We start from the raw sequence: 24,619 nt of genomic DNA on the forward strand, positions 1-24,619 counted from the left end.
ACTCACAAAGACGCACAACAAAGGATAAAACGATGCAATGGTTAACAAAGTGGTTTCGTTCTGATGTGGATAGCGTTCAAACACAGCGCTTGTTCCAAAGCCTATTAACACTGGCGTGGACCGTTGAGGCAAAAGATCCCTACACAGGCGGCCATCTTTGGCGGGTTTCTCAGTTTGCATCAGCGGTCGCACAAGCAGAAAGGTGGTCGAAAGAAGATCGCGCCATCGCGACCTTAGGTGGCTTTTTGCATGATTTAGGTAAAGTCAGTGTGCCTGACGCCATCTTAAAGAAAACGGATAAACTGACCGATGACGAGTTTGCCATCATTCAAAGTCACCCCAATGAGGGGCTATATATTTTGGAGGGCCATCCATTAGGGCCGATCGTGCGCAACGCCGTCGGGTTGCACCACGAACGTGTCGATGGCCGAGGATACCCCAACAAATTATCCGGTGATGCCATTCCTGCAGAGGCCAAGCTTATCGCGATTTGTGATGCCTTTGATGCTATGACCAGTAACCGGCCCTACCGACAAGCCATGCCCAAACAAAAAGCCATTGGTATTGTTGAAGAAAACCTTGGTAGTCAGTTTGACGCATCTCTCGGTCAGCGGTTTGTTAACCTAGCCAAAGCGGGCGAATTTGACGCCATTATTGCGCATACCGATGAAGGGATCCCCCTGCATCACTGCCCGACATGCGGCCCGACGATCACTCGTTATCGTGATGATGCGCCAGGGCAACTTCTGCATTGCCCACTTTGCTTACAGCAAGCAAAACTGGTCATCATAGACAACACATACAATTTAGAGCCCACCGGTGTCCAGCTTCCTGCCTCACAACAACGACGAAGACCTGATACGGGCCTGATTAAACGCGTTATCCAACAGACGATTTCCACCATCCCCACGCAGGCGCTGCTTGAACGTGCTGAGGGTGCCGTTAAATGAAACGGCTCTTTAGTACGTTAATTCAACCCAGCGTAGCCATTAATTCACTCAAAATCGCATTAGTGGTCGGCACTGTACTCAATGTTATTAATCAGGGGGAGGCTATTTGGGGCGAGGCAGACTTGCGTATAGGTCACGCACTGCTCAACTATTTAGTGCCTTATTGCGTTGCCAGCTATAGTGCTGCTAAACATCAGCTAGACAAACAAAAACAATAAAGAGCCAGTACAAGACTGGCTCTTGTCGTTAACGCGTACACGGGCAGTTAGACAAGCGCCGCGTCTTTTTCCGGTGCCGGAGTATGGTCAGGCAGGTAGCGGTAGTATTCCGCATCTTTCGCTGGTGAAAGCGTGTGCCCCATGATCATGTCCGCTGCTTTTTCCGCCACCATAATCGTCGGCGCGTACAAGTTGCCATTGGTGATCGCGGGGAACACAGAGGCATCGACCACACGCAGGTTATTGACGCCATGTACCTTGAGTGACTCATCGACCACCGCCGTTTCGTCGCTCGCCAAGCCCATTTTACAGGTACAGCTTGGGTGATAAGCACTTTCCCCTTCGCGTGCCACAAAATCGAGGATCTCCTGATCTGTTTGCGCCGCGCTCCCGGGCGAGAGTTCTTTGCCACGTAGATGATCAAAGGCCGGCTGGGCGATAATATCTCGCGACACGCGTATCGCTTCGACCCACTCTTTACGCTCTTGTGGCGTGGAGAGATAGTTAAAGAAGATCTCTGGCTTCTCATCCGGGTTCGTGCTGCGAATTTTAACATGGCCACGCACATCGGTATTCATTGGCCCGACATGCAACTGGAAACCATGTCCTTTGTTCGGTGCCGAGCCATCATAACGGATCGCCAGTGGCAAAAAGTGGAACTGCAAGTTCGGATACGCCACCTCATCATTACCTCGCACAAAGCCACCCGCTTCAAAGTGGTTGGTGGCCGCCGCGCCTTTACGACGGAATAGCCAATCAAAACCAATTTTCGGTTGATTGTGGAACTTAAGCGCGGGATACATGCTGACCGGTTCTTTACATTCATACTGCACGTAGAGTTCAAGATGGTCTTGCAAGTTCTCTCCCACCCCAGGCAAATGATGAACAGGCTTAACACCCAAATTCTTCAACATGGTCTCATCGCCAATGCCTGAAAGCTGCAATAGCTTCGGTGAGTTGATTGCACCACCACAGATGATGATTTCGGCGCCATACGCGGTTTTCGTCCGTCCCCATTTACGGTATTCCACACCCATCGCGGTTTTGTTTTCGAACAGCACTTTGTCTGTTGTCGCGCCGGTGATCACCGTAAGGTTCTTACGGTTCATCACCGGGTGTAAGTACGCCCGAGCCGCGCTGTGGCGACGACCTCGATAGATATTTTGATCGAAAATACCAAAGCCTTCTTGCTGGTAACCGTTCACATCGTCCGTCAACGGATAACCCGCTTGCTGCGTCGCATCAAAAAAAGCACTGAACAAAGGGTTATCACAGTTCGCGGTGGTGATGGCCAGCGGGCCATTATTACCGTGATAATCATTTTGACCGGCCAAACGTGTTTCGCATTTACGGAAATACGGTAAACAATGGGCATAATCCCACGTTTTAAGTCCATGTTCGTTGGCCCACTTTTCATAATCCAACGCGTTGCCGCGAATATAAATCATGCCATTAATGCTACTACTACCACCAAGCACTTTACCGCGAGGCTGTGCAATACGACGATTGTGCATATTTGGCTCGGGCTCAGATTCATACAGCCAGTTGTAAGTGCTATCGGTAAGCAAATAAGTTAATGCGGCAGGCATATGGATGCGAAAATCCAACCGATAGTCTGGCCGCCCTGCCTCGAGTAGCAATACGTTGTTATCTGGGTTAGCACTTAGGCGGTTCGCCAGAACACAGCCTGCCGAGCCTGCACCGACAATGATATAGTCGTAATTTTGTTGCTGTCCCATAAAACCTCCAAATTTTGTCCTTCCCGTGTGCAGGGCATTAGCCCGGAACAGTCGCAACACAGGTAATGGGTATGATTGTGTAGAGGTTTCCTTTTTGAAATTTTTATAATTAGCTTGATGTTTGTTCATCAATGCATTGTTGTAGCAACCGATAGTGGTGGCTAATCGTTGCCTGCGCCTTAAACGGCTCGGCAGCGATAATGTGGTTAACGGTCTGTTGCCAGTTTTCCACGGTTTGGCGACGATATTTTGCCGCCTGATAAAGGGCGTAATCGTGCGAACTAAACCCTTGCTGGATAGCATGCATCACCCATTCAAAAATCGGGTTGCCTGACATCGCAGCAATCAGCAGGTTCAGTGCGCGATCGAGCTCTCCTAAGCGATCCAAATCCGGGGGCTTTTCAGCGGCGAGTGCCGCAAGCTCTGTGACGCTTTCACTGAGCTGTTGTTTTTGCGAGTCGGTACCACGGCTAATGGCGAGCAACACCAGGCTTTGATCAACGGTTTCACGAAACTCCGCCACCTTGTCTGCTTGTACATGGCTTTGCTTGAGAAAAAGCGCCAGTGATTCACTAATGTTATGCACATCAACCTGACGTACTACCGCACCACCTTTTTGGCCTTTACGGATTTCAATCAAGCCTTTTTGCTTGAGTGACTGAATGGCTTCTCGTACCACACCACGGCCAGTACCAAATTGTTGCTGCAGTTCACGCTCACTGGGCAATTTATCCCCCGGCTTTAACGCCTCAGACAAAATCGCCGACTCGATTTGCAATGCTACATCTTCACTCGCCCGGCCCATTTGGACCGGATGAAACAGGCTACTGGTGGATGTCGTCATGGTTACCTCTTCGCTTTTGGTAGTACCAAACTAGCAATTTTTGCATTATAAAGTCAAATACCCTCTAGCGACTCTTCTTTTGGCACGACCATTAAATATCATCGGAAATACCAGTATGGTGTTGATATAATTGATAAAAACAAAAAATCCCGCTTGGTTTTCACCGAAGCGGGATTTTTACATGATATAAACGGCAACTAACTTTGGTAAACCATTCGCCACTCTCGTTCACCCGTATGGGGATCGGTTTGCTCGCGGTCGACCACAAATCCATGACGCTGATAAAAGGCATAACTGACCTTGTTTTTCTGGTAAACGGTCAAATCAATGACGGTTTTTTGTTGTTTAGCATGCATCAACAACTGACTGCCCACACCTTGTCCCTGCTTGTTAGGTGACACAAAAATCGCCGCTAATGTATGGTCATGAAGCGCATAAAAACCCTCAATAAGCCCTTCTCGCTCAGCGACCCATACTTCCGCCATCGGTAAATAGGCTGATCGCATCGCCTCGCGCTGTTGGTACCAAAAGTCCTCGCTGATAAAGTCATGCGCGGTTAATGACGCGTTTAACCAGATATCAAGCACGACATCTGTGTCCGCTGGTCGCATACGACGTAAACGAAGTGACGTCTCGGAAGTCGATACCATGGTTCCTCCTGATTATCGGCCTGACAGCAGTGCAGGGTTGATCACGAGATTCCTTACACCGTGGGCATGATGCTCATCAAATACATTCGCGTGGCACCAGCGCTGCACACTAGCAATATCAACTTTCTTGACGTGTGGACGGACACGCCATGTGACTTGGAAAGGAGAGCCTTTTTGGTTATAGCCTGGTCCTGTGGTTGAGCCTAAGTAAGTGACGGGGTTACCGCTATCTTCTGGTAAATTGATCGCTTGGTAACGCCCTTTACGTTGAGCCACTTTAGCAAGCTGAGCAAAGTCACTCGCATTGCGATCATTAACCACAACCAACACTTGTGCCTCAACACGTAACTGCGGGTTATGGGTCGCCTCACTCAGGCACGCGCCAAGTGTTGGTCCAGGCGCCACAGAGGCGGAACTGTAGACGTAATGCAGCTCCAGCGTGTCCCCAACGCTGACAGATTGATGCTGGCTTGCACAGACGGGCTGGTCGTAAGACGCGCGTTCACTGTCCGATAAAGCACCTGAATACAGGTAGCCACTGTGATAGCCGTAACCGTCCCCAGCCCCTGCGAAACGCGTGAACTCCCCACCTTTGTGCTCTGCATTTTTATGGAAGTGGATATTACAGAGATTCATCGATTGCGCTGGCGGTGCATAGCTAAATTGCTGCGGGTTGGTACCGTGAATGGCATCAATATCACGCGGCGATTGGGGGCCAAACCCTTTATCTTGAGTCGCGTGCGCAAGCGCATTACGCTGTTTGGTGATTTCGTCGCTCGTATCGGACGCTGCTAATGATGTAGAGGTAACGAGTATGCCTAGCGACAAGGAGGCAAGAGAAAGTAACGTTTTCATAGGCCTTTTTATATCAGTCAAAACCCGCGAGTCTATTCGCACTGAACGCTAGTATATTGATCTCTCTCGTAAAAAAGTGTGTAACGGTCAGGTTAGAGAACGATTTTGGAATCGCTATCACTGAAAAATGCAGACAACCATAGACTTGCGAGTAACGGTGAGAGGCCGCTGCGCCTTTGACGACGAATAAATCCGCCCCTCTTGGCTTCTAAAGCCAAGATTAACTCAGTGCGTCAATCAACTAAGCGGTTTGGTCATAAAGTGCAGAGAATGGTTGAGGGGGTAATCATCTAATGTCATCTGGCATTGATAGCCATGCTTTTCGTAGAAGGGTTTGGCTTGAAAGCTTAACGTATCAACGAACGCCATTTTACAGCCCATATCCTTGGCGTACTCTTCCAAATTACTCAATAAATGGCTCCCCACGTGGCGATGACGGAAGGCGTCATCGACCCAAAGGTATTTAATCAATAGCCATTGCCCCCATGTATTCGCCACAACCCCGCCGATGCGTTCATCGTTATCATTGTAAGCATAGCCGGCAAGAGAGCCTTCAGGAAGGCCAGCCAAAAAAGGGGCGTTGCTTTGCTGTAGCTGCTGTTGAATGGCAGCGACATCGTCGTCACTCGGGCTCGCATCCATGCGGTATTTCATTGGCTTAGCTATCCATACTGTTCAACACACGGCATATTATGCCCTGTGTAGTAGGGACAATCTGTGCCCATGCGCACCCTATTGGCGCTTACTCGCGCTCTATTGGCTTCGCAGCCACAGAACACTGAGTAGTGACTGTAAGTTTGGGCCAATGCGTTAACCATTGTTTATCATCAAGGCGCTGCTGAAACACTTGCCATGGGCGGGCAGGATTATGGCTAAGCTTCAATTCAAACAAAGATTGAACCCCAAAGGCAGCGATGACTTCGCAGCGTTGGTTCATATCAAGGCGAACAGCAATCGCGGTTTCTTTCTCTGGCCAAAAGCGCATCGCATCCAGTGTACTTGCATAAGGAGGATCTTGGTGTTTCTCGTGCATTCGCGCCTGGTTACGTACCTGCCAAGTCATTTCTGGCATGGTCTTTTGCAGTAGCTGCTCTAAATATTGTTCGCGTTCTGTACTGGTATCTTCAGGATCATAGAAGACAACATCAATATCGTTAAGTGTACTCGACGAGTACTTGTGAAGCGCATCCCACACCAAATTGCGGATAAATCCAGCGGCAATATAACACTGAGGGAGGTTTAAGGCTTGAACACAGCGAAGTGCACGCATCCTAACAGGATCTGCCTCAATCAAGTCAATCAAGGCGCGTCGGTATGTCTTCTGGCATAAAAAGAACTGGTGCTGATGACGTTTACGGATCCGACGACGCTTCATGGGTTAACCACCGCGGCGGATGTCTTCAAATATTTCACGTGATACATGGTAGTTGTACTGCCTGGCAATCTTCTGGGCAAAAAACAGCTGTGGTAATTCAAATAGCACTAAACCCGCCAAAATCAAACCAAAATAAGGCTGATTCAGTACTAAGCCGATAATGGCGATGACCAACAGCGTACATTCTACGACAAACAACCCATACTTTCGCAAGTAAAGATGATGTATCCCCCCTAAGAATCCCCAATTCAGCGCCGCGTAAGTATCGGGATCTTTAAGCTGTCTTGATTGCTCGGCAAAAAAGCGTTTTTTCTGGCTTTGAGTTAAGCCATTTACCTGTTGCTTAAGTTCGACCTCTTGTGCTTCTAGCGCTTCTATTGGTTGGGTAAAACGCATTAAGGCACCTCATCGTAAATTTTTTCTAGCGCATTGGGGTTATTGCAGCGGCGAATGCGCGCCAAACCAAGTTGCCAGCCACGGATTGCGCCGTATTTTTCGATGGCTTGGCGTGTATACTCCGAGCACGTCGGCTCGAAGTTACACTCAATATTAAACAGTTTCTTTGATCCACCTTTTGCTTGATAGCGGTGGATCAAAGAGAGCGACAAATACTTGAGCATTAGCGACCCAAAGTCACAATCACCGCTTCACGTTGCCAGAATAGCATATAACGTTTCTTTTCAATAACTTGAAAAACAACCTGCCAGCCGTCTTGTGCATACTGGTTTAGCTCTGCTTCTAAGCGTTGCAACGGTAATCCACTTGAGCCCAGTAGCAAGGTGCCGCAGCCACCTTCAACAATATGAACGACTTTATACTCGGTAAACTTACTCATCTTTTATCCTCAAACTCACAACAACATAACCAGGTGTGGTCATCGTTGAACACCCCTGCCAAAAAACCGGCACATTTTGTAAGAATTTTTTTGTTTGTTCAAAAACTTATTATTAAAGGTGTATTTTTTTGAAGCCAGTTCACGCGAATTACTCATTGTCTTGCTATTCAAGCAAAGAATTACGTTTCGCAGTTAGCACATGGTCTTGCCAACGGCCGTTGATTTTGAGGTAACGGCGAGCATAGCCTTCGCGCTCAAACCCCAGCTTGGTAAGTAGCCGCTCACTGCGCGTATTACCGGGAATATAGTTGGCCATCACACGGTGCAACCCAACCTGCTCAAACACAAAACGGATGCCTGCTTGGATGGCTTCGTGCATGTAGCCCTGGCCTTGATAATGCTTGTCAGCGGCATAACCTAACAGACACGCTTGAAAGGCGCCGTGAATCACGTTGGTGAAATTGCACACCCCTATCACATCGTCCCGTTCATGATGCAAAATCACAAACTTGAAGGCTTGCTGCTGTTGAAACAAGTCTTTCGCCTCTTGCAGCGCGCGCTGCCAATAGTCTTCGCGGTAAAATGCGGCAGGACGTATGGGCTCCCATGGGGAAAGGTGAGCACGATTTCGCTGATAAAACTGCGCCATCAGGTCGGCTTTTTCTGGGGGAAGTAAAACTAATCTCGTCCTTGGCGTGCTTAGCACTTGGGCCTCCTTGCATCGATTGGCGCGACGGACAGTACTAAATTCTATAAAAAATGCCGCCTTGGAGGCGGCATCAGAGACTACCAGATATTCACCCGCTGATCTTCGGGTAAATACATGCCATCCCCTTCTTTAATATCAAAGGCTTCATAGAACGCAGGCACATTACGCGGCGCACCCAGCACTCGATACTTTGGTGGCGCATGCGGGCCCAGTGACACGCGCTCACGCAGCGCATCTTCACGCATTTTCATTTTCCATATCTGCCCCCAGCTGAGGAAGAATCGCTGCTCGCCGGTATACCCGTCCATCACAGGAGACGGTTCACCGTGCAACGATTTTTGATAGGCGCGGAAGGCGGTAGTCAAACCGACTAAATCACCAATGTTCTCACCCAAGGACACTTTGCCGTCAATGAACAAGCCCGGCAATGGTTCAAACTGGCTAAATTGCTCAGCCAGCTTTTGGGTGCGAGCATCAAAGCGCGCCCGATCCTCATCTGTCCACCAATTTGCAAGGTTACCATCCCCATCATAACGCGAGCCCTGATCATCAAAACCGTGTCCCATTTCATGACCAATCACTGCACCGATACCGCCATAGTTCACGGCGTCATCCGCATTCATGTCAAAAAACGGCGGTTGTAAGATCCCGGCGGGGAACACAATCTCGTTGGCGGTTGGGCTGTAATAGGCGTTGACCGTTTGCGGGGTCATGCCCCACTCTTTGCGATCAACCGGCGCACCAATCCGCGACAGCATATCTTGATAGCCCCAGCGTGCGGCACGTTTGCTATTGCCAATCAAGTCATCGGCGTTGATGGTCAGCGCGCTGTAATCTTCCCATTTCTCTGGGTAGCCGATTTTGGGCGTGAATTTACTCAGCTTATCCAACGCTTTCGCTTTGGTTTCATCACTCATCCAGGTTAACGATTCAATCGAGTCCTTAAACGCAGCACGCAGGTTATCAATCATGGTTTCCATACGTGCTTTGGCTTGCGGTGGGAAGTAGCGGGCGACATATTCTTGGCCAAGCGCTTCACCCAATACCCCTTCAGTGGCTTGCACGCCGCGCTTCCAGCGGTCACGCTGCTCAGGAATACCGTTGAGGGTTTTGGAATAGAACGCAAATTGACGTTCAACCAACTCATGATTTAGACGCGGTGCAAACGCATTGAGGGTACGAATGGTGAGATAATCTTGCCACGCTTGCAGGCTGGTTTGCTCAAACACCTGCCCTAGCGCCTCAAAATAAGACGGCATGCGCACCACAATCTCATCGGCTTTGTCGATACCCGCGCGTTTGGCAAAGCGTGCATAATCAAACTCACCCATCAACTGGTTGAGCGCCTCAATGGGCATTTTGTTGTAGGTGGCTTGCGCGTCACGGCGTTTAGCGCGTGTCCAGTGGTGTTCTGCCAGCGTTTTTTCTAACTGATAAATACGGGCAGCGCGTTGCTTGGTCTGATCGTAGCCGGCTAAGCGCAGCATGTCTTCGAGATAGCGTTTATAAGCGGTGCGAATACGCTCAGCATCCTCGGTGTCGCGGAAATAATAGTCTCTATCCGGCAACCCCAACCCGCTTTGGCTCAGATACAGGGCGTTATAGTCCGGATTTTTCGCATCGGCCCACGCATAAAAACTAAACGGGATCCCAACGCCAACTTGTCGCAAATCGGCCATCGCATAAATCAGCGCAGGCTTCGAGGAAATCGCGGCAATACGATCGAGCTCAGGTTTGATTGGCGTCACCCCCAAGGCATCAATTTTATCTTGGTCCATATAGCTAAGATAAAAATCACGCAGCTTTTGCTCGTTGGAGCCAGGCTTGAGATCATCACGCGCCACCAGCTCATCAATGATCCCTTTCAAGCGCTTTTCATTGTCTTCAGCCAAGATACGGAACGCACCATAGCTGGACATATCATTGGGGATTTGGGTTTGGTCGTACCAAGTGCCATTGACGTGACGAAACAAGTTATCTTGCGGGCGAACCGAACGATCAAAGTCTTGTAGATACAGACCTGATTCGCGCTGCACTTCAGCGTGTGTGGTGTCAGCAGCGTACACCTGGCCAGGCACCAAGCTCATTACACCTAGTGCAAGCGCGACACCCATCGCGGCGCGTTTTAATCGCACTCGATTGACTGGTTTATTTTTCATCATTCGTTTACCTAATTCCTTCCATAACATGGCTTAAGCGACGTAATCTTGTCGATTCCCGAAAAGACATGCGCTGTTCACGACATAAGGTCTCGATAGAGCACCACACAGTGATAATCACGCCCCTCGTCTTGCTCGGGTTCAAAATGGGTAATACGACAAAACCCTTGCTGATACCAGAATCGAAACGCGCGAATGTTTTCGGCATAAACATTCACCCCCATGCGTCGATAGTCCCCATAAGCTTGCACGGTTTCAATCACGCTCGCAACCGCTTCGCTGCCATAGCCATGTTTTTGATATCTTGGAGAAATAGTGAGCATGGGCAGCCAAACACTCTGTGTGTCAGGTGCATTGAGCGAGATTTGCAAATAGCCGATATCTTTACCGTCATGGGTCTGAATACGACGAAGATAAAACGCCTCTTCCACATCAGGCGCTTTTTTCTCCGCACTGTCGGCAATCAATGATTGGTAGGTGGATAATGACCAAGGTTTAAACGTGGGATCTTGATATTGCAGATGCTGATTTTGCTCAAACATCGCTTTGACACGTTTTGCATCGCAATAATCAAACGGACTAAAACACAAACGCTTAGAGCGCCATGTGGCTGGGAACATGCTCAATTCCTATTCTATCAGCGCATACAGTGATTATTATCGCGCTACGTACCTTATCCAAACTGCATACTACTCGTTTCGCTGCCAGTGGTAATCCATTTGCTTGGCAACGCGCAAGGCTAAATCTTCGCTGTGCAGATCAGCCACCAGCTGCAAACTCATATCAATGCCCGCAGAAATACCTGCGGAGGTGAGATATTTTCCATCCCTCACCCAGCGCTTACCTGATACCACGCTTAATGGCGGATAAGCACGGCTGAGGTCGTCCATATCTTCCCAATGCGTGATCACCTTTCGACCATCGAGTAATCCGGCCTCTGCGAGTATGAACGCCCCCGTACAGACAGAGGCCGTGCATTGAGTGATCGCATCTTGTTGCTTCACCCAATCGATCACCGACGGGTTAGTAACTTGCTCATGGTGAACGCCGCCGACAACCAGCAGCACATCCAGCGTGGGATGATTGGCGAGATGATAATCCGGCACGACACGCAAGCCGCCGCGCGCTAGAAAAGGTGTGTCTTGTTCAGCAACCAGTCCAACCTGCCAACTGTCCGCTCCCAAACGTTTTGCGGTGCTAAACACCTCAAAGGGGCCAGCAAAATCAAGCACCTCTGCGTGCTCATACACATAAATACCAATATTCATCGTTTGCTCTTACATCCATGTAAGTTGAAGATTCTACTAAGCGCTCTGTTTTAAGTACTTCTTCACCTTTTTTAAGGCCATTTGTCGTTTTAATGGCGAGAGATAATCGATAAAAAGGTTTCCAGATAAGTGGTCGATTTCATGCTGCATAACAATGGCAAGAAAATCATCGCGCTCTATCGTGATCGATTGACCATTGCGATCAAGGGCCGACACCACAACAGACGAGTATCGCTCGACATCTGCATAATAGCCGGGCACGGATAAACAACCCTCCTGACCCATGGCTTTGTCAACGCCAGATACAACCACCGGGTTAATGAGCACTAAAGGGTCATCCCGGCGTTCAGAAATATCGATGACGACAATCGCCTCTTTACGACCCACTTGCGTGGCAGCCAATCCAATACCGTTGTCAGTGGCATATAACGTCTCAAGCATATCATCAATTAACGTCTGTACGGCGGTAATATCCGAGACTGGCTCTGCTTTTATGGCCAGCCTTGGGTCTGGCGCGGTAATGATTTCTAACATACGGGCTATCTATTTCACAGGTTAAGGATGATGAGGAATAAACTTATCAAAGCGGCTCTCCATACAGGCACTGATATCGGTAGTGATAAACTCGCCCTGATAATACAAACTGAAAATGGTGGCCGGTGAAGGACATGCTTGTGCTTGGCTCAATGTCTCTAAATGATGCACTTCAAGCGGGATACCGCGCTGCGCACAGCTCTGTTGTAACGAGTTCAGCACATGGTATTCCGCATAAGGACAACGATGGGAGTAATACGCCACACACCCTTCGGTTGATACCTTGGCGGTATGAACAGATGCCCGAAAATGCGGTATTTCAGCCGTGTCATGCAACGGATAATACAACAGCACAAAGCCATTAGGGGCCTCATCAGCCACGTTGAAGCCTTGGCCTTTTAACCATTTTGTATCGCTCATAAAGTGGTATTTCTTTTTACCGACCACGGCGACTAGGCCTTGCTTGTTTTGCTGCTTAGCCGCTTCAATGGCGTCAGCTAACAGTTGCTTGCCGTGTCCATGCCCTTTGTATTTCCCAGAGACCCAAAAGCAACCCAATGCCAGATAACCATCCGCTTGTATGGGCTGCCAAGCGGTCTCTGCTGGGCCATATTCGATGAAAACTTTGGCGCGTTCATCCAAACGGCGAAAACGGTATCCGTGCTGATGCTCCTGCTTTAGCCACTGCTTTTTCGCCTGATAGCTGGCTTGGCATTTTTTATCCGAGAACGCACAGCAGATATGCGCATCATCCAAGGTTTCTGGGGTTAAGGTTAGGTAGGCCATATTCACCTCCACACAGGTGTATTGATGGTATACCTTTAACCTACCGTAACCGCATAGGTGATGACTCCACCTTGGTCACAAAGCCATCAATTTTATGGCAGCCTAATCGCCAAGCTTGCTTTTTATCTCTGTAAAACGCGAGTAAAAGAGGCAAATACGTGGCTTGGACCTTTCTGTTTTTCGAAAAAATAAAGTCCCTAATATGGTGGCTACGTTTCGACCTCTCCAGAGGCACACCGATGGATGATAACGCTCGGCAACTGCTTAACCACCTATGCCACGGCTATGACCAATTAGCCCAACGTCACCAAACGCGCGCTTTTCCAGAGCTCTCCACCGCTATCAAGCACCCACTCGGCTATTGTCTGGTTCACTGTCCGATCGGTAGTCAGCGATTATCGATTGTTTCGCTACAATTTGCCCCCAGCGTTCGCGGCCAAGGGGTACTGACGGCGTTTATCGACTATATTCAAGCGCATCCGCATCACTACCGCGGCATTGAAGTCGCCACCATCCAAAACCTTTGCCTGGCGAGGCGATTGCTCACACTCGGTTGGCAATATAAATCTGTTCTGACCAAGCTATTTCGCGCCAATACCCCTACCTTGGTGCATGATTTCTAATAAAAATACGGAAGTGTTCGCGAAGATGGGTTCCTATTAATGATGATTCTCCATTGCACCACAGGTGTTGCGGCAGCAAACGCACAGCGTACTGCATTCTAGGCGTTTTGAGGCGTGAATGCTGCTTTTTCTTACAGCCGCCATGACAGTGGCTCTTACCTCTACTACCTTTTTAGACGGTAATGCCTAAAAAGCATCTTTATAGGTGCTTTTGGGTAGGCTAGGCCTAATACGAATAAGCATAATAGGGGGAAGCAACATGAAAGAGAGAGTCTCCTCAGGGATTCCTGGACTGGATCAAGTCTTGAATGGCGGCTTCCTCCCCTCAACGGCGGTATTGGTGAGAGGTGGGCCAGGTTTAGGTAAAACAACCACAGGCTTACAGTTTCTCTCTACGGCGTCACGAGAAGGCGATAGTTTGTTTATCGGCTTTCAAGAGGCAGAGGATCAGCTCAAAACCAACGCGACAGCGATTGGCATTGACATTGCGAACATCACCTTTCTTAGCTTGGCGCCAGACGAAACGTTTTTTAAGGAGAACGAATCTTATGACATATTCGCCTCCAACGACGTAGAGCATGAGCCTGTCACCACGGCCATCGTCGAAACGGTGGAAACACTCAAACCGACTCGAGTCTTTGTCGACTCCTTTACCCACTTGCGCTTTCTCACCGCAGATGTTTTTCAGTATCGTAAAGAGGTACTGTCGTTTATCCACTATCTCACCGAACGTGGCGCCATCGTTTTGTTCACGTCAGAACACAGTGACTCCTCGCCCGATGACGACTTACGCTTTTTATCCGATGGCGTGATCTCACTGAGTCAAACCCCGATGGGGCAAGAACTCTGTGTAGAAAAATTCCGTGGGTCTGATTTTTTGAAGGGCTGTCATCAGATGCGCAATGGCGCTCACGGGGTTGAAGTGTTCCCACGGCCACTTCCTCCTAACGAAGAACTGGTACCAGGACGATTTGAACCCATCTCGACGGGCATTGCATCTATCGACAATCTGCTTGGCGGTGGACTAGAGATGGGGACAGTGACGATGATCACCGGCCCATCTGGCATTGGAAAGTCGACCTTAAGCAGCTGTATTGCCGAGCAATATAGCCATAGTCTAGGTCACGTAAATATCTACCTATTCGAGGAAGAAATCTCCTCATACCTTCACCGGGCACGACAACTCAACATCACACTGCAACACCAAGCGGAGGCAGGATGTTTAACCATCGAACAGATCGAGCCTTTGCAATATTTAGCCGATGAGTTTGCAGCCAAGGTGTACAAGGATGTTGTTCAAAATAACACTCGCCTGGTGGTGCTTGATAGCACAGCCGGTTTTAAACTGACCTTGCGCGAGGAATCGATTCAAAACCGTTTGCATGCCCTCGCAAAAGGTTTATCGAGAATCAATGTCTCGGTGATCCTGGTGAACGAGACATTTGCGCTTTACGGCGAAGACAGCATTTCTGAAAAAGGCATCAGCTACTTGTCGGATACGATTATTTCCCTGTCTTACTATGCGGACGATACCGCGCATTCACAGATTTCGGTGATGAAGAAACGATTGAGTGATTTTGATCGCAAGCCTCATCAGTACCTGATCGGCCCCGATAAAGTGCAAGCCGTAGCTGTTTGAATTTGAACAAGAGGTAAGCGAGGTGACGAATAAAAACGCGGCGTCATTAACGGTTTTTTTGTGCGTGAAATCATCGGGTAACCGAAAAGTGTTGGCCGACTCTCTTGAAGAGGCTGGTTATCATTGTCGACCTTTGAATAGCGAAGCCGATATGCAAGCTGCAGCGGCGATTGGCGGTAAAAAGCTTGCCCTGGTCGACACCAGCGGATTTGGCGCCAACGTGTGGCGATTATGCGAAAAGCTACAACAGATGAACACCGCGTTTATTGTTCTCTCACCACAGAAAATGCTGACAAGTGCCAGCCAAGCCTCCCAATATGGCGCAGTTAGTATCATGCAAAAACCCGTCGCCAAAAAGGCCTTGATGCAGCTCGTTGCTGGTTTCACGGGTGAGGAGTAACGATGACCAGTACGGTTAGAACCTTACCAATAATGGTAAACCCCGAGCAAAAAGCAGAACGCAAAGACGATGGATTACAGCGTATTCAGGGTGCCAACGTTTTATTGGCTATCCATAACCCCAACAACTTGGCACTACTGCGCGAACAACTGAGCAGCGACTTCCGAATTTATGAAAATCCAAGTGATATAGACAATATCGAGTTTGACCTTGCGATCATCGATATCCCCTCTCTCGAGCAGTATAAAGACGCATTGCAAGACAAAAAGACCCGATGCGAGCCCACACTTTTACCTGTGATGCTCATGCTCTCTAAGCGCGACCTCAAACACAAACTTCGCCCTTACCTGGCACTGGTGGATGAATTTATTACCATGCCCGTTGATAAAGTAGAGTTTATGGAACGCGTTGTGATGCTGCTTAGAGCACGTTTTTTAGCTATTAGCCAACGCGATAAGCTTTATTATCTTGCTACCCATGACAGGGTGACCGGTCTCCCCAACGAGCAGCGGTGTATAGAGCATGTCACCGACACCATCCTCTCGGCGTCAGTATTAAATCAACCTGTTTACGTGATTGTTTTTTCCATTAATCTCGATCAGGTTTTTAAGTCATTCGGCCATTCCGGGCTCGATCAAGCGGCGGTGATATGCTCTCAACGAACCGTCAGCGCGATTACCGATAACGATAAGCTCTTTCGCCTCACGACGGATACTTGGTGCTTGGTTAACCCACCCGGCCAAAACAGCTTGAATCACACTTTATCTGTCTGCCAACAACTGATCAGTGCCATTAGTGTCCCTGTTAGCATTGAGCATGATCTGATTCATCTTGATATCGCTATCGGCGTGAGTCATTACCCCGATGATGCTGTCAATACTCGCCGTATACTGGATGCAGCTATTAACGCAATCAACACTAAGGCTCCCAACACCCCTCACTTCTATTCAAAGCGACTTCAACAGGATGCGCTGCGCTATATTCGGACTGAGACATTGCTGCGACAAGCCATCACCAAACAACAATTTGAGCTTTGGTACCAACCGCAAATAGACTTTGCAACGGGTAAAGTGATCAGTGTCGAGGCCTTGGTGCGATGGCGGTTACCGAATGGTAACCTCGTCTCACCGGGTGACTTTATTCCAATAGCAGAGAAAACGGGGCTCATTACACAAATTGACAGATGGGTGATCATTCAGGCATGTGAAACCATGGCACGCTGGCAAGAGCAGGCATTATGCATTGAGCGCGTGGCGGTTAATGTGACGGCATGCGATGTGGAAGAGGATGACTTTGTTAGCTTTATTGATGATATTTTAAAGAAGAATCACATCCCTCCTCCCAACTTAGAGCTAGAAATCACAGAAGGCGTGTTCTTTCATTCTAAATCAAAGAACCTTGAGAAACTCAGCCAACTACGTAAGCGTGGCCTCAGTATTGCTGTCGACGACTTTGGTACGGGCTACTCCTCGTTGAGTTACCTGCACACGTTGCCAATTTCTACGCTTAAAATCGATCGCTCATTCATCAACAGCATCTTAACCAGCGAAAATGATATCGCGATCACTGAAAGCATTATTTGGCTGGCCAAAACATTCAAACTACAAACCGTTGCCGAAGGTGTCGAAACCGCGGATCAAGCCAATTATTTGAAAAAGTTAGGCGTTAACATTGCCCAAGGCTTTTATTACGCCAAGCCCATGCCGGAAGAGCAGCTAATAGCGTGGCTACAACAACAAACCAACGTTAAGCCAATAGAACAACGGCAAAGCCAAATGTCTTAGTTGAAACAACAGCAACGGCTCTTGAAAATCAGCACGCTCTCAATAACAACGCCTCAGCAAGCCTTTTTAGGTTTAGGGAGCGATCACATCCGCCATTGGTTTAACGTGTATTAATGATAGGAAAGCAATTTTGTTCAATACCTACCAGCCCGTTTTGCTACACACTTTTGGGCGATGTTTATACCCAAAGGACTGTAACAATGGCAGATATTTTAGTTGTACCCATGATGGCATTTGCGCTCGCGGCTTCTATCTCTCCAGGCCCCGTGAACTTGGTTTGTTTGAGTAGCGGTACGCGCTACTCCCTACCGAAAGGCTTAGTCTTTGCAACTGGCGCAACACTGGGATTCATTTCCTTATTTCTCGCTATAGGGCTTGGCCTATACTCATTTCTCTCTGTTTTTTCTGGCTTTAAACAATTATTGAGCTGGGCAGGTATCCTATTCTTACTCTATCTAAGTCTTCGATTATTCTTGGATAGCGGAGAGCTAGGCACAGATGAGGCTCCGGAAGCACCCAGTTTTATGACTGGCGCCGCTATGCAGTGGCTTAACCCAAAAGCCTGGCTCGCCTCGGTGTCTGGTATTAGCGCGTATACCAACAGCGAAAACCTTATCGAACTGGTTATTTTTGCCTCACTGTATATGCCGATATGTTGGCTTTCTCTGGGCTGTTGGGTTTACGCTGGCGCCACACTGCGAAGATACACCCGTCAACCGAAAGTGATCGTCGCCCTCAACCGAACACTATCCATTTTAATTGCTGCTAGCTGTGTCTTTATCGTGATGGACTAGTGACCGTCGATATTGATTTGGCGTCGCAGCCAATAGCTTTTTAAATGTCCGCTGAAAGTGTGATTGATCCGAAAAACCCACATCAACCGCAGTATCTGCGATTGATTCACCTCGTTTTAGTGCTCTCTGACCCTGCTGAACTCGGCAATTAAGTAGGTAAGCGTGTGGGGTCAGACCAAACTGCTTTTTAAAAGACCGGATAAGGTGGCCAGGGCTATATCCGGCCAAATTACACAGGCTATCGAGTGATACATCCTCACAAGCCTGAGCCCTCAGATAATCCGCTACCTTTTGCAAAGGGGCTGGTGTTTCTCGAGATAGATTGAGCTGACCGGAAAACAAGGTCATGATGTTGGTGAGAAATTCTACCAAAATTGATTGTTTTTCAAGCAGCGTTCGCGTGCTGTCGAGTAAGCATGCCGCCATGTCGCAATAGCCGACATACCATTTCTCGTCTTTAATTGTGGCTGTCATTATGTCTTGCCAAAGCGGAGCTTCAAGCAGACCCGCCTCATAGCGCAGCTGCGTTAACCAATCTTTATCCACATAGAGCATCGTGTATGCCCAGGGTTGATTATCAATTGGATTGCATGCATGGACCCAATGTGGGTTCATCAACACCAAGGTGCCAGCATTCACCCGATATGCGTCATCACGGTAGGCAAATGTGCTTTCCCCATTAATGATCGCACCCATTGACCACTCAACATGGCTATGCGGCGCATAACACACTTTACGACCATCCTGGACCACACGAAGCTCAACATATGGCATACGCCCATCACGCCAAAAAAGCGGTTGATCTGGTGGCCCGATACGCGCGTTTTGCTCCATGGATAACGTCCTGATCAAATAATCCCTGATTGTGCCTTAACCATACAGCCAAGAGAACAAAAAGACACGAGCCGTCAAAAGTTAGGCTTATATTCAAACCCTGCTGAGGCCTCGCTATCATAAAATACCGTAATAGCCTGCTTGTTATTCACCCACTTGTTTACCAAAGAGTTGGGAAAGACTTGAATACTTGTATTAAAGCTTTCCACATTTTGATTAAAAATACGAAGTGCCGCACCCACTTGTTCTTGCTGCTCTGAAATCTCATCCATCAATTTTAAATATGCATCAGAGGCCTTCAGCTCCGGATATGCCTCGACCGTTACGCGTAACCCTGATAAAAAATTACTGGTCTGCTTTTCGGCCTCCTCTAAAAGCTCGGTATCTACTTGAGCGTCAGAAAGCTGATCGAGTGATGTTCGCAACTTCGTAATCTCAGTAAACAAAGAAGTCTCATGTAGTTTGTAGTCTTCTACCAACTGTTCCACATAGGGAATAATTTTATTCTTCTGTCGCTCCTGAGTCAGCACCGACGCCCACGCTCGTTCAACCCCATTATAATTACTGATAATAGTGTTGTTAATCCTAATAGCCCAAATAGCTAGTAGGATTAATGTGAATAGTATTAGGAGTATAATGGTACCCATTTATCATTTACCTTACCATTGTTGTTAGCTTTTCTATTTCATCAAGATCGTCAAACGACACTTCTCTTACATTGTAATCTGGGAAAAAATGGGCCGTTTCACCACTAAAGTTGCTGTCCGTTAGTTTCATTGTCTCGTGAATGATCGCTAACAGGCTATTCAGTTTTTCAAGGTTAGCATGGGCGGTGATTTCATCAGCAAATGCCCCGGGGTTTTCTAGGTCGTATTGCCACTCCGTTTTAAGAATGTCGCCATCGTCAAAAGCCAGACAAAGCTCGTTATCATTACTCACAGCCAACACAGGCTTTTCGACTATATCGTTGAGATCACTCAATGTCTCAACCATTGCGGGCGACAAAAACCGAGCTGCACTCAATTCATCGTTAGCGTTAATTATAAACTGACGGTTAAAAGCCGGAGAAGCCGTTTTGTATTCTCCACCTCCACCTGAAACTGCACCGTCACCGCTAATAGTCACGTCCTCAGCAAAAGGAAATGGTACTAACAAACCATAGCGGTAGTAAGAGCAGCGAGCGTCCCGAGAGGTAGTATTACCACTAGAATCGTTGCGCGTCTCTGACTTTCTAATCACATACACAAAGCGATAAACTTGATAATCAAACTCGTGTACCTCCCCTTTGTAATGTCCTTGGTACAAGCTGTCTAGGCCGCGATAATCGTTACCTCGGTCAAACTCTGCAAATTGAGAAGCCACTTGCTCATAACGGATACCGCAAGCTCTTCTGAGATCTTTTAAGTTATTATCTAACAACGTGCCCATAGACATAATATGCTCTGACATATAACGACGCCAGTTCGGCCGCCTTCTTAAAAAGAACCAGTAAAATAAGATAACCCCAGCACAGAATAAAAAGAAGCCAACAAGTTCGCCACTGGTTCGGTAAGAGGAAAACGAGGAACCAATAAAAGACATGAAGTTCCAATAGGCGGTTTGTAATTTCGATGAAATGCTCATAGAAATGAAGGTGGCTAAAAAGGCAAAAGCAAAGCGATGATCAGGGTTAGGCAACAGTTTATCGAGCCCGAACTCTTTACAAGTCCACTTATCCAGACGCTTAGCCAAATAACAATTAATAGTGGCAGGCACCCATGCAGAGCTATAGAAAACGACAGTCTGCAAAACATCGTCAATATATGGAAGGTCAAAGACTAACTTAAAAGGAGCGGGCGCCCCGAATAAAAATATCGTATAGATAAGCAGCAATACCCAGGCACCGAGAAAAACACGAATGGGCCGATCATCATAATCAAGCGGTCCAGGGTGACTTTCTACCTTACGAATAAATGTAACTAAGTCTTCCTGGCTCTTAGCAGCGTTTAGCTCTGCTTCGAGCTCTTTGATATTCTCCGAAACTTTCCTATTGTGGCGCATCCGATTTCCTCTTGGACGACTAACGTGACCATCATATATGCCGATTAGATTTGAGCAGGCTGTAGTTAATATCGTTTCTAGCCATGAAGCAACTGACTGCCTGCTAAAGCGTGCAACACTTTGGAGAAAGATCACGAGAAATTAGCGTACTGGTCGCATGTCAATACGGGCACGGATCTGATACCCGAGAGCAATCACATCCGTAGAGGGAAAAGGATGTCACAACACATCTAACCAATGCAGTATGTATTAGTGAGCAACCGACAAGAGCTAAGCTGGCGCATTAAAGCACAGTTACTTGAAGCAAACTTCCGCCCAACGCGCTAAGCCTGCGGTGACTGAGCCAAAGTAGTCGCCACTCACCACAGGAATGTGCGGCAGCTCTGCTTGTACAGCTTCCCGCAAGAAGGGCGAGCGTGCCGAGCCGCCTGTCATAAAAATCACGTCAGGCTTTACATCGGCCTGCGCGACCACATCGTGAACTAAGGCGGTCATCTTACGTTTGGGCGCTTCAATCGCATCAATCATGTCATCGCGCGATACATCAACGTCCACGCGCTCGGAGAACAGCTTAATACCCGCTCGGTAAGCGGCTTGATCCGACAACGCAATCTTTGCCTCTTCCGCACGACGGACAATGTTGTAACCCAGCGACTCGTGATAGACCTCAAGCAAACGGGCCAGTTTATGTGGCTCTTGCGCTTGCTTGTGCAGCCCTTTGAGCACCGCCAAATTTTCAAACGCATAGAAATCGTTTTGTGCTTGCACGTTGTTAATCGCGATGGGGTTGGAAAACTGCGTAATCGGCATCTCAATGCCAGATTCCATCTTGCTGCCCATCCCAAACGGGAACATCATTTGTTTGAATGCCAGCGCAATATCTAGGTCATTGCCACCAATACGCTGGCCTTTGTGCGCTAATAAACTTGCACTACGATCGCGACTACCGCGCCATGATGGCCCCATCTCAATCAACGAACAGTCTGTGGTTCCCCCACCGATATCGACCACCAGAACAATTTGGTCTTCGCTCAGTGTCGCTTCATAGTCCAGGCCAGCCGCGACCGGCTCAAACTGAAATTCAATCTGTTTAAAACCCGCCCGCTTAGCCGCATTGAGCAAAATACCTTCGGCTTGGCGGTTTGCCGTCTCGCCTCCACGGCCTTGAAAATTGATCGGCCGACCGATCACTGCATCAGTAATACTCTGTTGGGTTTGGTGTTCGGCTTGGGTTTTGATGTTATCCATCATTGCGCATACGAGATCTTCAAAAAAGCGCAGTTGGGCATCACGTAAACCTGATGCGCCAAGGAAAGATTTAGGGGATTTCACGTAGTACATATCGCGCGGATCATCGAGATAGCGATCGAGCGCCGCTTGACCAAACGCCATGTCCTCCGCCTCAAGTTCAATGCTTTCCTCTCGGTTTACATGGATCGCGCGGCGCAACATCTGCTCGCCAATCGTATCTAGCGGCTTGATACCACGGTGACGAAATAGATACTCAGACACCGATTCGCGCGTAGGTGCGGCAAGGGAGGAAGGAATAAACGTGCTATCCCCTTCTAGGCGTAACAGCGTCGGCTGACCATTTTCAATCTTTGCCACCGAACAATTGGCTGTACCATAGTCAAAGCCGATATACATAAATGCCTCTCACCGCTGAAAAAGTCGGCAATGCTACCTCAACCGTCGCGGGATTTCTAACATCAGTTCGCCAAAGCCAGCACGACTATCTCGACCAGTGCCCCGCTACCCAGTGCCATCCTTGTGAACCTGAATTACACCTTGTCGGCAAAACAGGCCATGATTTTTGCAGTCGTCATAAATTATTTTTCACCATCTCTTTGATGACTCGTGCCTTAACAAAATGATCTAACTGATGGGTCTGTATCCACCATGTTGCAGCTTCCATCAACTGCTCTGGATCGTCATTTTTATTTTTGAAGAACGCATAAAATGACACACCGACATTCTCACCTTTCGCTTTGATTTTTTGATCACATACCGCCAGGATTTTCGCTCTCAGCTCCGCTCTCATACGCCCCTACTCTATCCTTAAATGAATAAGTTCTGCTCTAGTTCTAAAAGGCGCTTTTTCAGTGACAAACCGCCACCATAGCCAATGAGCTCCCCTTGGGTGCCGATAACCCTATGACAAGGAATGATGATCGCCAACGCATTTGCGCCATTAGCATTGCCAACCGCGCGCACTGCGGCTTCATTACCAATCGATACTGCCAGCTCTTGGTACGTCGCCCTGTCACCGTATTGAATGTTGCTTAATGCATTCCATACCGACTGTTGAAAATCGGTACCCGCCAAGAGTAAAGGCAGGTCGAAAGTTTTTCGCTCACCCAAAAAATATTCCTCGAGCTGAACGCGAGTAGCGGCTAAAACATCATCGCTTTTTTCTACAAACTCAGCGTTAAGAATTCGTTTAATGCGCTCATCAACGACACTTCTCATCTTACGATATCGGAAGTCACACAAGCAAAGCTTACCTTGATAAGAGCCAAGGACAAATTCGGCATAAGGATGTTTATAGTACTGGATATTTATTGTGTTCATTGTGTTCTCTTATAAATGATTCATCCATTAAATACGTAAGAATGAACAATAACCTACTTTTGATAACCTTTGCTCAGTGTCTAGTAAAACGGATCAAGTCCAAAGTCACTCTTAAATGCTTTTTTATGTTCGTTTCTCAATTGATGTTTGTACTTTTCACGAGACTCTTCAAATGACGGCCGGAAGTGAGGCTTAAAATCTTGCTCTAAGGTCATTACGATAGTATCTAAATGAGAGCAAATATAGCTATCCAATGTAGTAAAGACTCGCGCACGTTGTGATTTATAGTTATCCATACCTAAAGAGTCATCAATAGTCTTTAGAGAATGTAGATGGGCATTTATTGCAGACCAAGAAGCAAATAGACTTTCATAGCAGATAAGAAAGTCAAACGAACGTCGACCAAATTCTTTGACGATCAAGTTCGGATCTTCAGCACCTTGATAATAGGTATGAACAGAGCAAAATTCTGCAGCATGATGACTTAAAACACTCTGTAGGGTTTTACTATCCATCGTTTCTATTTCACGCTCAAGTTCCGACTTAACTACAGATGCAAAAAATGAAATATCTGATTCAATTTTCTGTAGTTTCAATGTATTGAATGTATATTGCTGTTGTTTTTGATGAGCTTTCAGTTGAACATATAAAAAGCCAACAGAAATAATAGTAACTACTGGTCCCAAAACACCACCGAAAAAGCTTCCCATTTCAGCCCATTTTGTATGATCATCCCACAACCCCAGCCCAAATTGGCTCATATACAGTGATACTGGTATAGACAAAGCCAAAACAAAAATAGCACACAAATAAATCAACAATTTACTCCTAGAACATAACGAATGACATGGATTCCCCCTCTTGAGAATCTGCCACACTTAGGTGCGGCCTTTAATACCGGAGGTAACCATGCCTACTCAATTCTTTTGTGGCGTTGATCTCGCCAAGCACCACTTTTCTCTTCACGCGGTGGATGACCACGGAAAAGTCATTCTCCATAAATCTGTTTCAC

The 24,619-nt window shown here is 47.7% G+C and carries 29 protein-coding genes and 1 pseudogene; 8 read left to right on the forward strand and 22 right to left on the reverse strand.

What is annotated here, in order from left to right; genetic code table 11:
- The first annotated feature begins 32 nt into the window (after positions 1 to 32).
- Both BZG25_RS13150 and nrtS read left to right on the forward strand, forming a co-directional pair.
- Entirely contained in the window at positions 33 to 950 is a 918-nt protein-coding gene (locus BZG25_RS13150; protein WP_077639240.1) for an HD-GYP domain-containing protein, read from the forward strand.
- Positions 947 to 1,168 carry a nitrate/nitrite transporter NrtS gene (nrtS, locus tag BZG25_RS13155; protein ID WP_077639241.1) on the forward strand — a complete coding sequence of 74 codons (222 nt, stop codon included), beginning with the start codon at positions 947 to 949 and terminating at the stop codon, positions 1,166 to 1,168. Before BZG25_RS13150 ends, nrtS begins: the two co-directional genes overlap by 4 nt.
- A 47-nt stretch (positions 1,169 to 1,215) precedes the next feature.
- On the opposite strand, the gene betA is transcribed toward nrtS, so the two are convergent.
- From betA to BZG25_RS13230, 15 genes are all read right to left on the reverse strand, one after another.
- Positions 1,216 to 2,907, reverse strand: coding sequence for a choline dehydrogenase (betA, locus tag BZG25_RS13160; protein WP_077639242.1), 1,692 nt, complete (start codon positions 2,905 to 2,907; stop codon positions 1,216 to 1,218).
- A 109-nt stretch (positions 2,908 to 3,016) separates the two neighbouring features.
- A complete protein-coding gene (locus tag BZG25_RS13165; protein ID WP_077639243.1) occupies positions 3,017 to 3,751 on the reverse strand; it encodes a FadR/GntR family transcriptional regulator in 735 nt (244 codons plus the stop codon).
- Between the two features lie 197 nt (positions 3,752 to 3,948).
- Positions 3,949 to 4,401, reverse strand: a complete 453-nt coding sequence (locus tag BZG25_RS13170) for a GNAT family N-acetyltransferase (RefSeq protein WP_077639244.1) — start codon at positions 4,399 to 4,401, stop codon at positions 3,949 to 3,951.
- 12 nt (positions 4,402 to 4,413) lie between these two features.
- Positions 4,414 to 5,256 (reverse strand): delta-class carbonic anhydrase, encoded by an 843-nt coding sequence (locus BZG25_RS13175; protein WP_077639245.1) that lies wholly within the window; start codon positions 5,254 to 5,256, stop codon positions 4,414 to 4,416.
- 237 nt (positions 5,257 to 5,493) lie between these two features.
- Positions 5,494 to 5,910 (reverse strand): GNAT family N-acetyltransferase, encoded by a 417-nt coding sequence (locus BZG25_RS13180; RefSeq protein ID WP_077639246.1) that lies wholly within the window; start codon positions 5,908 to 5,910, stop codon positions 5,494 to 5,496.
- Between the two features lie 88 nt (positions 5,911 to 5,998).
- A complete protein-coding gene (locus tag BZG25_RS13185) occupies positions 5,999 to 6,526 on the reverse strand; it encodes a nucleotidyltransferase family protein (RefSeq protein ID WP_077639247.1) in 528 nt (175 codons plus the stop codon).
- Positions 6,527 to 6,634: 108 nt separating this feature from the next.
- Positions 6,635 to 7,027, reverse strand: a complete 393-nt coding sequence (locus BZG25_RS13190) for a hypothetical protein (RefSeq protein WP_046073042.1) — start codon at positions 7,025 to 7,027, stop codon at positions 6,635 to 6,637.
- Positions 7,027 to 7,251: a membrane protein insertion efficiency factor YidD gene (gene yidD, locus BZG25_RS13195; protein ID WP_077639248.1), complete on the reverse strand. Its 225-nt coding sequence runs from the start codon at positions 7,249 to 7,251 to the stop codon at positions 7,027 to 7,029. The genes BZG25_RS13190 and yidD overlap by 1 nt, the downstream gene beginning before the upstream one ends.
- Positions 7,251 to 7,466 carry a DUF4177 domain-containing protein gene (locus BZG25_RS13200; protein WP_021022754.1) on the reverse strand — a complete coding sequence of 72 codons (216 nt, stop codon included), beginning with the start codon at positions 7,464 to 7,466 and terminating at the stop codon, positions 7,251 to 7,253. Before BZG25_RS13200 ends, yidD begins: the two co-directional genes overlap by 1 nt.
- A 163-nt stretch (positions 7,467 to 7,629) precedes the next feature.
- On the reverse strand, positions 7,630 to 8,172 hold the full coding sequence (gene rimJ / locus BZG25_RS13205; RefSeq protein ID WP_077639249.1) for a ribosomal protein S5-alanine N-acetyltransferase: 543 nt from the start codon (positions 8,170 to 8,172) through the stop codon (positions 7,630 to 7,632).
- Positions 8,173 to 8,252: 80 nt separating this feature from the next.
- On the reverse strand, positions 8,253 to 10,337 hold the full coding sequence (locus BZG25_RS13210) for a M13 family metallopeptidase (protein WP_198535232.1): 2,085 nt from the start codon (positions 10,335 to 10,337) through the stop codon (positions 8,253 to 8,255).
- Between the two features lie 74 nt (positions 10,338 to 10,411).
- A complete protein-coding gene (locus BZG25_RS13215; RefSeq protein WP_077639250.1) occupies positions 10,412 to 10,954 on the reverse strand; it encodes a GNAT family N-acetyltransferase in 543 nt (180 codons plus the stop codon).
- Positions 10,955 to 11,023: 69 nt separating this feature from the next.
- Complete coding sequence (locus BZG25_RS13220; protein WP_077639251.1) at positions 11,024 to 11,602, reverse strand: DJ-1/PfpI family protein; 579 nt, start codon at positions 11,600 to 11,602, stop codon at positions 11,024 to 11,026.
- 36 nt (positions 11,603 to 11,638) lie between these two features.
- A complete protein-coding gene (gene def / locus BZG25_RS13225; RefSeq protein WP_046073037.1) occupies positions 11,639 to 12,136 on the reverse strand; it encodes a peptide deformylase in 498 nt (165 codons plus the stop codon).
- A gap of 21 nt (positions 12,137 to 12,157) precedes the next feature.
- Positions 12,158 to 12,922 carry an N-acetyltransferase gene (locus BZG25_RS13230; protein WP_077639252.1) on the reverse strand — a complete coding sequence of 255 codons (765 nt, stop codon included), beginning with the start codon at positions 12,920 to 12,922 and terminating at the stop codon, positions 12,158 to 12,160.
- 239 nt (positions 12,923 to 13,161) lie between these two features.
- Here BZG25_RS13230 and BZG25_RS13235 point away from each other — a divergent pair, with 239 nt between their 5' ends.
- The 5 genes from BZG25_RS13235 to BZG25_RS13255 all read left to right on the forward strand — a co-directional run bounded on the left by BZG25_RS13235 (position 13,162) and on the right by BZG25_RS13255 (position 18,162).
- A complete protein-coding gene (locus tag BZG25_RS13235; protein WP_077639253.1) occupies positions 13,162 to 13,545 on the forward strand; it encodes a hypothetical protein in 384 nt (127 codons plus the stop codon).
- 259 nt (positions 13,546 to 13,804) lie between these two features.
- Complete coding sequence (locus BZG25_RS13240; RefSeq protein WP_077639254.1) at positions 13,805 to 15,184, forward strand: ATPase domain-containing protein; 1,380 nt, start codon at positions 13,805 to 13,807, stop codon at positions 15,182 to 15,184.
- A gap of 22 nt (positions 15,185 to 15,206) precedes the next feature.
- The gene (locus tag BZG25_RS13245; protein ID WP_077579016.1) at positions 15,207 to 15,584 is read left to right on the forward strand and encodes a hypothetical protein; all 378 of its coding nucleotides are present in this window, start codon (positions 15,207 to 15,209) and stop codon (positions 15,582 to 15,584) included.
- A 2-nt stretch (positions 15,585 to 15,586) separates the two neighbouring features.
- A complete protein-coding gene (locus BZG25_RS13250; protein WP_077639255.1) occupies positions 15,587 to 17,368 on the forward strand; it encodes a bifunctional diguanylate cyclase/phosphodiesterase in 1,782 nt (593 codons plus the stop codon).
- 200 nt (positions 17,369 to 17,568) lie between these two features.
- Positions 17,569 to 18,162: a LysE family translocator gene (locus BZG25_RS13255; protein WP_046073032.1), complete on the forward strand. Its 594-nt coding sequence runs from the start codon at positions 17,569 to 17,571 to the stop codon at positions 18,160 to 18,162.
- Here the strand turns inward: BZG25_RS13255 and BZG25_RS13260 are convergent.
- The 7 genes from BZG25_RS13260 to BZG25_RS13290 all read right to left on the reverse strand — a co-directional run bounded on the left by BZG25_RS13260 (position 18,124) and on the right by BZG25_RS13290 (position 24,428).
- Entirely contained in the window at positions 18,124 to 18,996 is an 873-nt protein-coding gene (locus BZG25_RS13260; RefSeq protein ID WP_046073031.1) for an AraC family transcriptional regulator, read from the reverse strand. The two genes, BZG25_RS13255 and BZG25_RS13260, sit on opposite strands and share 39 nt — an antisense overlap.
- 74 nt (positions 18,997 to 19,070) lie before the next feature.
- Complete coding sequence (locus BZG25_RS13265) at positions 19,071 to 19,643, reverse strand: LemA family protein (RefSeq protein WP_077639256.1); 573 nt, start codon at positions 19,641 to 19,643, stop codon at positions 19,071 to 19,073.
- Positions 19,644 to 19,650: 7 nt separating this feature from the next.
- Entirely contained in the window at positions 19,651 to 21,036 is a 1,386-nt protein-coding gene (locus tag BZG25_RS13270) for a DUF3137 domain-containing protein (protein ID WP_077639257.1), read from the reverse strand.
- Between the two features lie 294 nt (positions 21,037 to 21,330).
- Positions 21,331 to 22,683, reverse strand: a complete 1,353-nt coding sequence (gene yegD, locus BZG25_RS13275; RefSeq protein WP_077639258.1) for a molecular chaperone — start codon at positions 22,681 to 22,683, stop codon at positions 21,331 to 21,333.
- A gap of 175 nt (positions 22,684 to 22,858) precedes the next feature.
- Positions 22,859 to 23,077, reverse strand: a complete 219-nt coding sequence (locus BZG25_RS13280) for a DUF6500 family protein (RefSeq protein WP_077639259.1) — start codon at positions 23,075 to 23,077, stop codon at positions 22,859 to 22,861.
- 17 nt (positions 23,078 to 23,094) lie between these two features.
- Positions 23,095 to 23,607: a methylated-DNA--[protein]-cysteine S-methyltransferase gene (locus BZG25_RS13285; protein ID WP_077639260.1), complete on the reverse strand. Its 513-nt coding sequence runs from the start codon at positions 23,605 to 23,607 to the stop codon at positions 23,095 to 23,097.
- Between the two features lie 80 nt (positions 23,608 to 23,687).
- Entirely contained in the window at positions 23,688 to 24,428 is a 741-nt protein-coding gene (locus tag BZG25_RS13290) for a hypothetical protein (protein WP_077639261.1), read from the reverse strand.
- A gap of 88 nt (positions 24,429 to 24,516) precedes the next feature.
- Between BZG25_RS13290 and BZG25_RS15915 the strand changes: the two are divergent.
- Positions 24,517 to 24,619: pseudogene (locus BZG25_RS15915) on the forward strand (IS110 family transposase); the annotation flags it as partial.

The sequence above is a fragment of the Salinivibrio sp. ML198 genome (assembly GCF_001996015.1).
Taxonomy (GTDB): Bacteria; Pseudomonadota; Gammaproteobacteria; order Enterobacterales; family Vibrionaceae; genus Salinivibrio; species Salinivibrio siamensis.

What these genes read in the sequence shown, in the direction of transcription:
- BZG25_RS13150 (WP_077639240.1), top strand. Translation starts at nt 33, where the DNA reads ATGCAATGGTTAACAAAGTGGTTTCGTTCTGATGTGGATAGCGTTCAA.
- nrtS (WP_077639241.1), top strand. Translation starts at nt 947, where the DNA reads ATGAAACGGCTCTTTAGTACGTTAATTCAACCCAGCGTAGCCATTAAT.
- betA (WP_077639242.1), bottom strand. Translation starts at nt 2,907, where the DNA reads ATGGGACAGCAACAAAATTACGACTATATCATTGTCGGTGCAGGCTCG.
- BZG25_RS13165 (WP_077639243.1), bottom strand. Translation starts at nt 3,751, where the DNA reads ATGACGACATCCACCAGTAGCCTGTTTCATCCGGTCCAAATGGGCCGG.
- BZG25_RS13170 (WP_077639244.1), bottom strand. Translation starts at nt 4,401, where the DNA reads ATGGTATCGACTTCCGAGACGTCACTTCGTTTACGTCGTATGCGACCA.
- BZG25_RS13175 (WP_077639245.1), bottom strand. Translation starts at nt 5,256, where the DNA reads ATGAAAACGTTACTTTCTCTTGCCTCCTTGTCGCTAGGCATACTCGTT.
- BZG25_RS13180 (WP_077639246.1), bottom strand. Translation starts at nt 5,910, where the DNA reads ATGAAATACCGCATGGATGCGAGCCCGAGTGACGACGATGTCGCTGCC.
- BZG25_RS13185 (WP_077639247.1), bottom strand. Translation starts at nt 6,526, where the DNA reads ATGCGTGCACTTCGCTGTGTTCAAGCCTTAAACCTCCCTCAGTGTTAT.
- BZG25_RS13190 (WP_046073042.1), bottom strand. Translation starts at nt 7,027, where the DNA reads ATGCGTTTTACCCAACCAATAGAAGCGCTAGAAGCACAAGAGGTCGAA.
- yidD (WP_077639248.1), bottom strand. Translation starts at nt 7,251, where the DNA reads ATGCTCAAGTATTTGTCGCTCTCTTTGATCCACCGCTATCAAGCAAAA.
- BZG25_RS13200 (WP_021022754.1), bottom strand. Translation starts at nt 7,466, where the DNA reads ATGAGTAAGTTTACCGAGTATAAAGTCGTTCATATTGTTGAAGGTGGC.
- BZG25_RS13210 (WP_198535232.1), bottom strand. Translation starts at nt 10,337, where the DNA reads ATGATGAAAAATAAACCAGTCAATCGAGTGCGATTAAAACGCGCCGCG.
- BZG25_RS13215 (WP_077639250.1), bottom strand. Translation starts at nt 10,954, where the DNA reads ATGTTCCCAGCCACATGGCGCTCTAAGCGTTTGTGTTTTAGTCCGTTT.
- BZG25_RS13220 (WP_077639251.1), bottom strand. Translation starts at nt 11,602, where the DNA reads ATGAATATTGGTATTTATGTGTATGAGCACGCAGAGGTGCTTGATTTT.
- def (WP_046073037.1), bottom strand. Translation starts at nt 12,136, where the DNA reads ATGTTAGAAATCATTACCGCGCCAGACCCAAGGCTGGCCATAAAAGCA.
- BZG25_RS13230 (WP_077639252.1), bottom strand. Translation starts at nt 12,922, where the DNA reads ATGGCCTACCTAACCTTAACCCCAGAAACCTTGGATGATGCGCATATC.
- BZG25_RS13235 (WP_077639253.1), top strand. Translation starts at nt 13,162, where the DNA reads ATGGATGATAACGCTCGGCAACTGCTTAACCACCTATGCCACGGCTAT.
- BZG25_RS13240 (WP_077639254.1), top strand. Translation starts at nt 13,805, where the DNA reads ATGAAAGAGAGAGTCTCCTCAGGGATTCCTGGACTGGATCAAGTCTTG.
- BZG25_RS13250 (WP_077639255.1), top strand. Translation starts at nt 15,587, where the DNA reads ATGACCAGTACGGTTAGAACCTTACCAATAATGGTAAACCCCGAGCAA.
- BZG25_RS13255 (WP_046073032.1), top strand. Translation starts at nt 17,569, where the DNA reads ATGGCAGATATTTTAGTTGTACCCATGATGGCATTTGCGCTCGCGGCT.
- BZG25_RS13260 (WP_046073031.1), bottom strand. Translation starts at nt 18,996, where the DNA reads ATGGAGCAAAACGCGCGTATCGGGCCACCAGATCAACCGCTTTTTTGG.
- BZG25_RS13265 (WP_077639256.1), bottom strand. Translation starts at nt 19,643, where the DNA reads ATGGGTACCATTATACTCCTAATACTATTCACATTAATCCTACTAGCT.
- BZG25_RS13270 (WP_077639257.1), bottom strand. Translation starts at nt 21,036, where the DNA reads ATGCGCCACAATAGGAAAGTTTCGGAGAATATCAAAGAGCTCGAAGCA.
- yegD (WP_077639258.1), bottom strand. Translation starts at nt 22,683, where the DNA reads ATGTATATCGGCTTTGACTATGGTACAGCCAATTGTTCGGTGGCAAAG.
- BZG25_RS13280 (WP_077639259.1), bottom strand. Translation starts at nt 23,077, where the DNA reads ATGAGAGCGGAGCTGAGAGCGAAAATCCTGGCGGTATGTGATCAAAAA.
- BZG25_RS13285 (WP_077639260.1), bottom strand. Translation starts at nt 23,607, where the DNA reads ATGAACACAATAAATATCCAGTACTATAAACATCCTTATGCCGAATTT.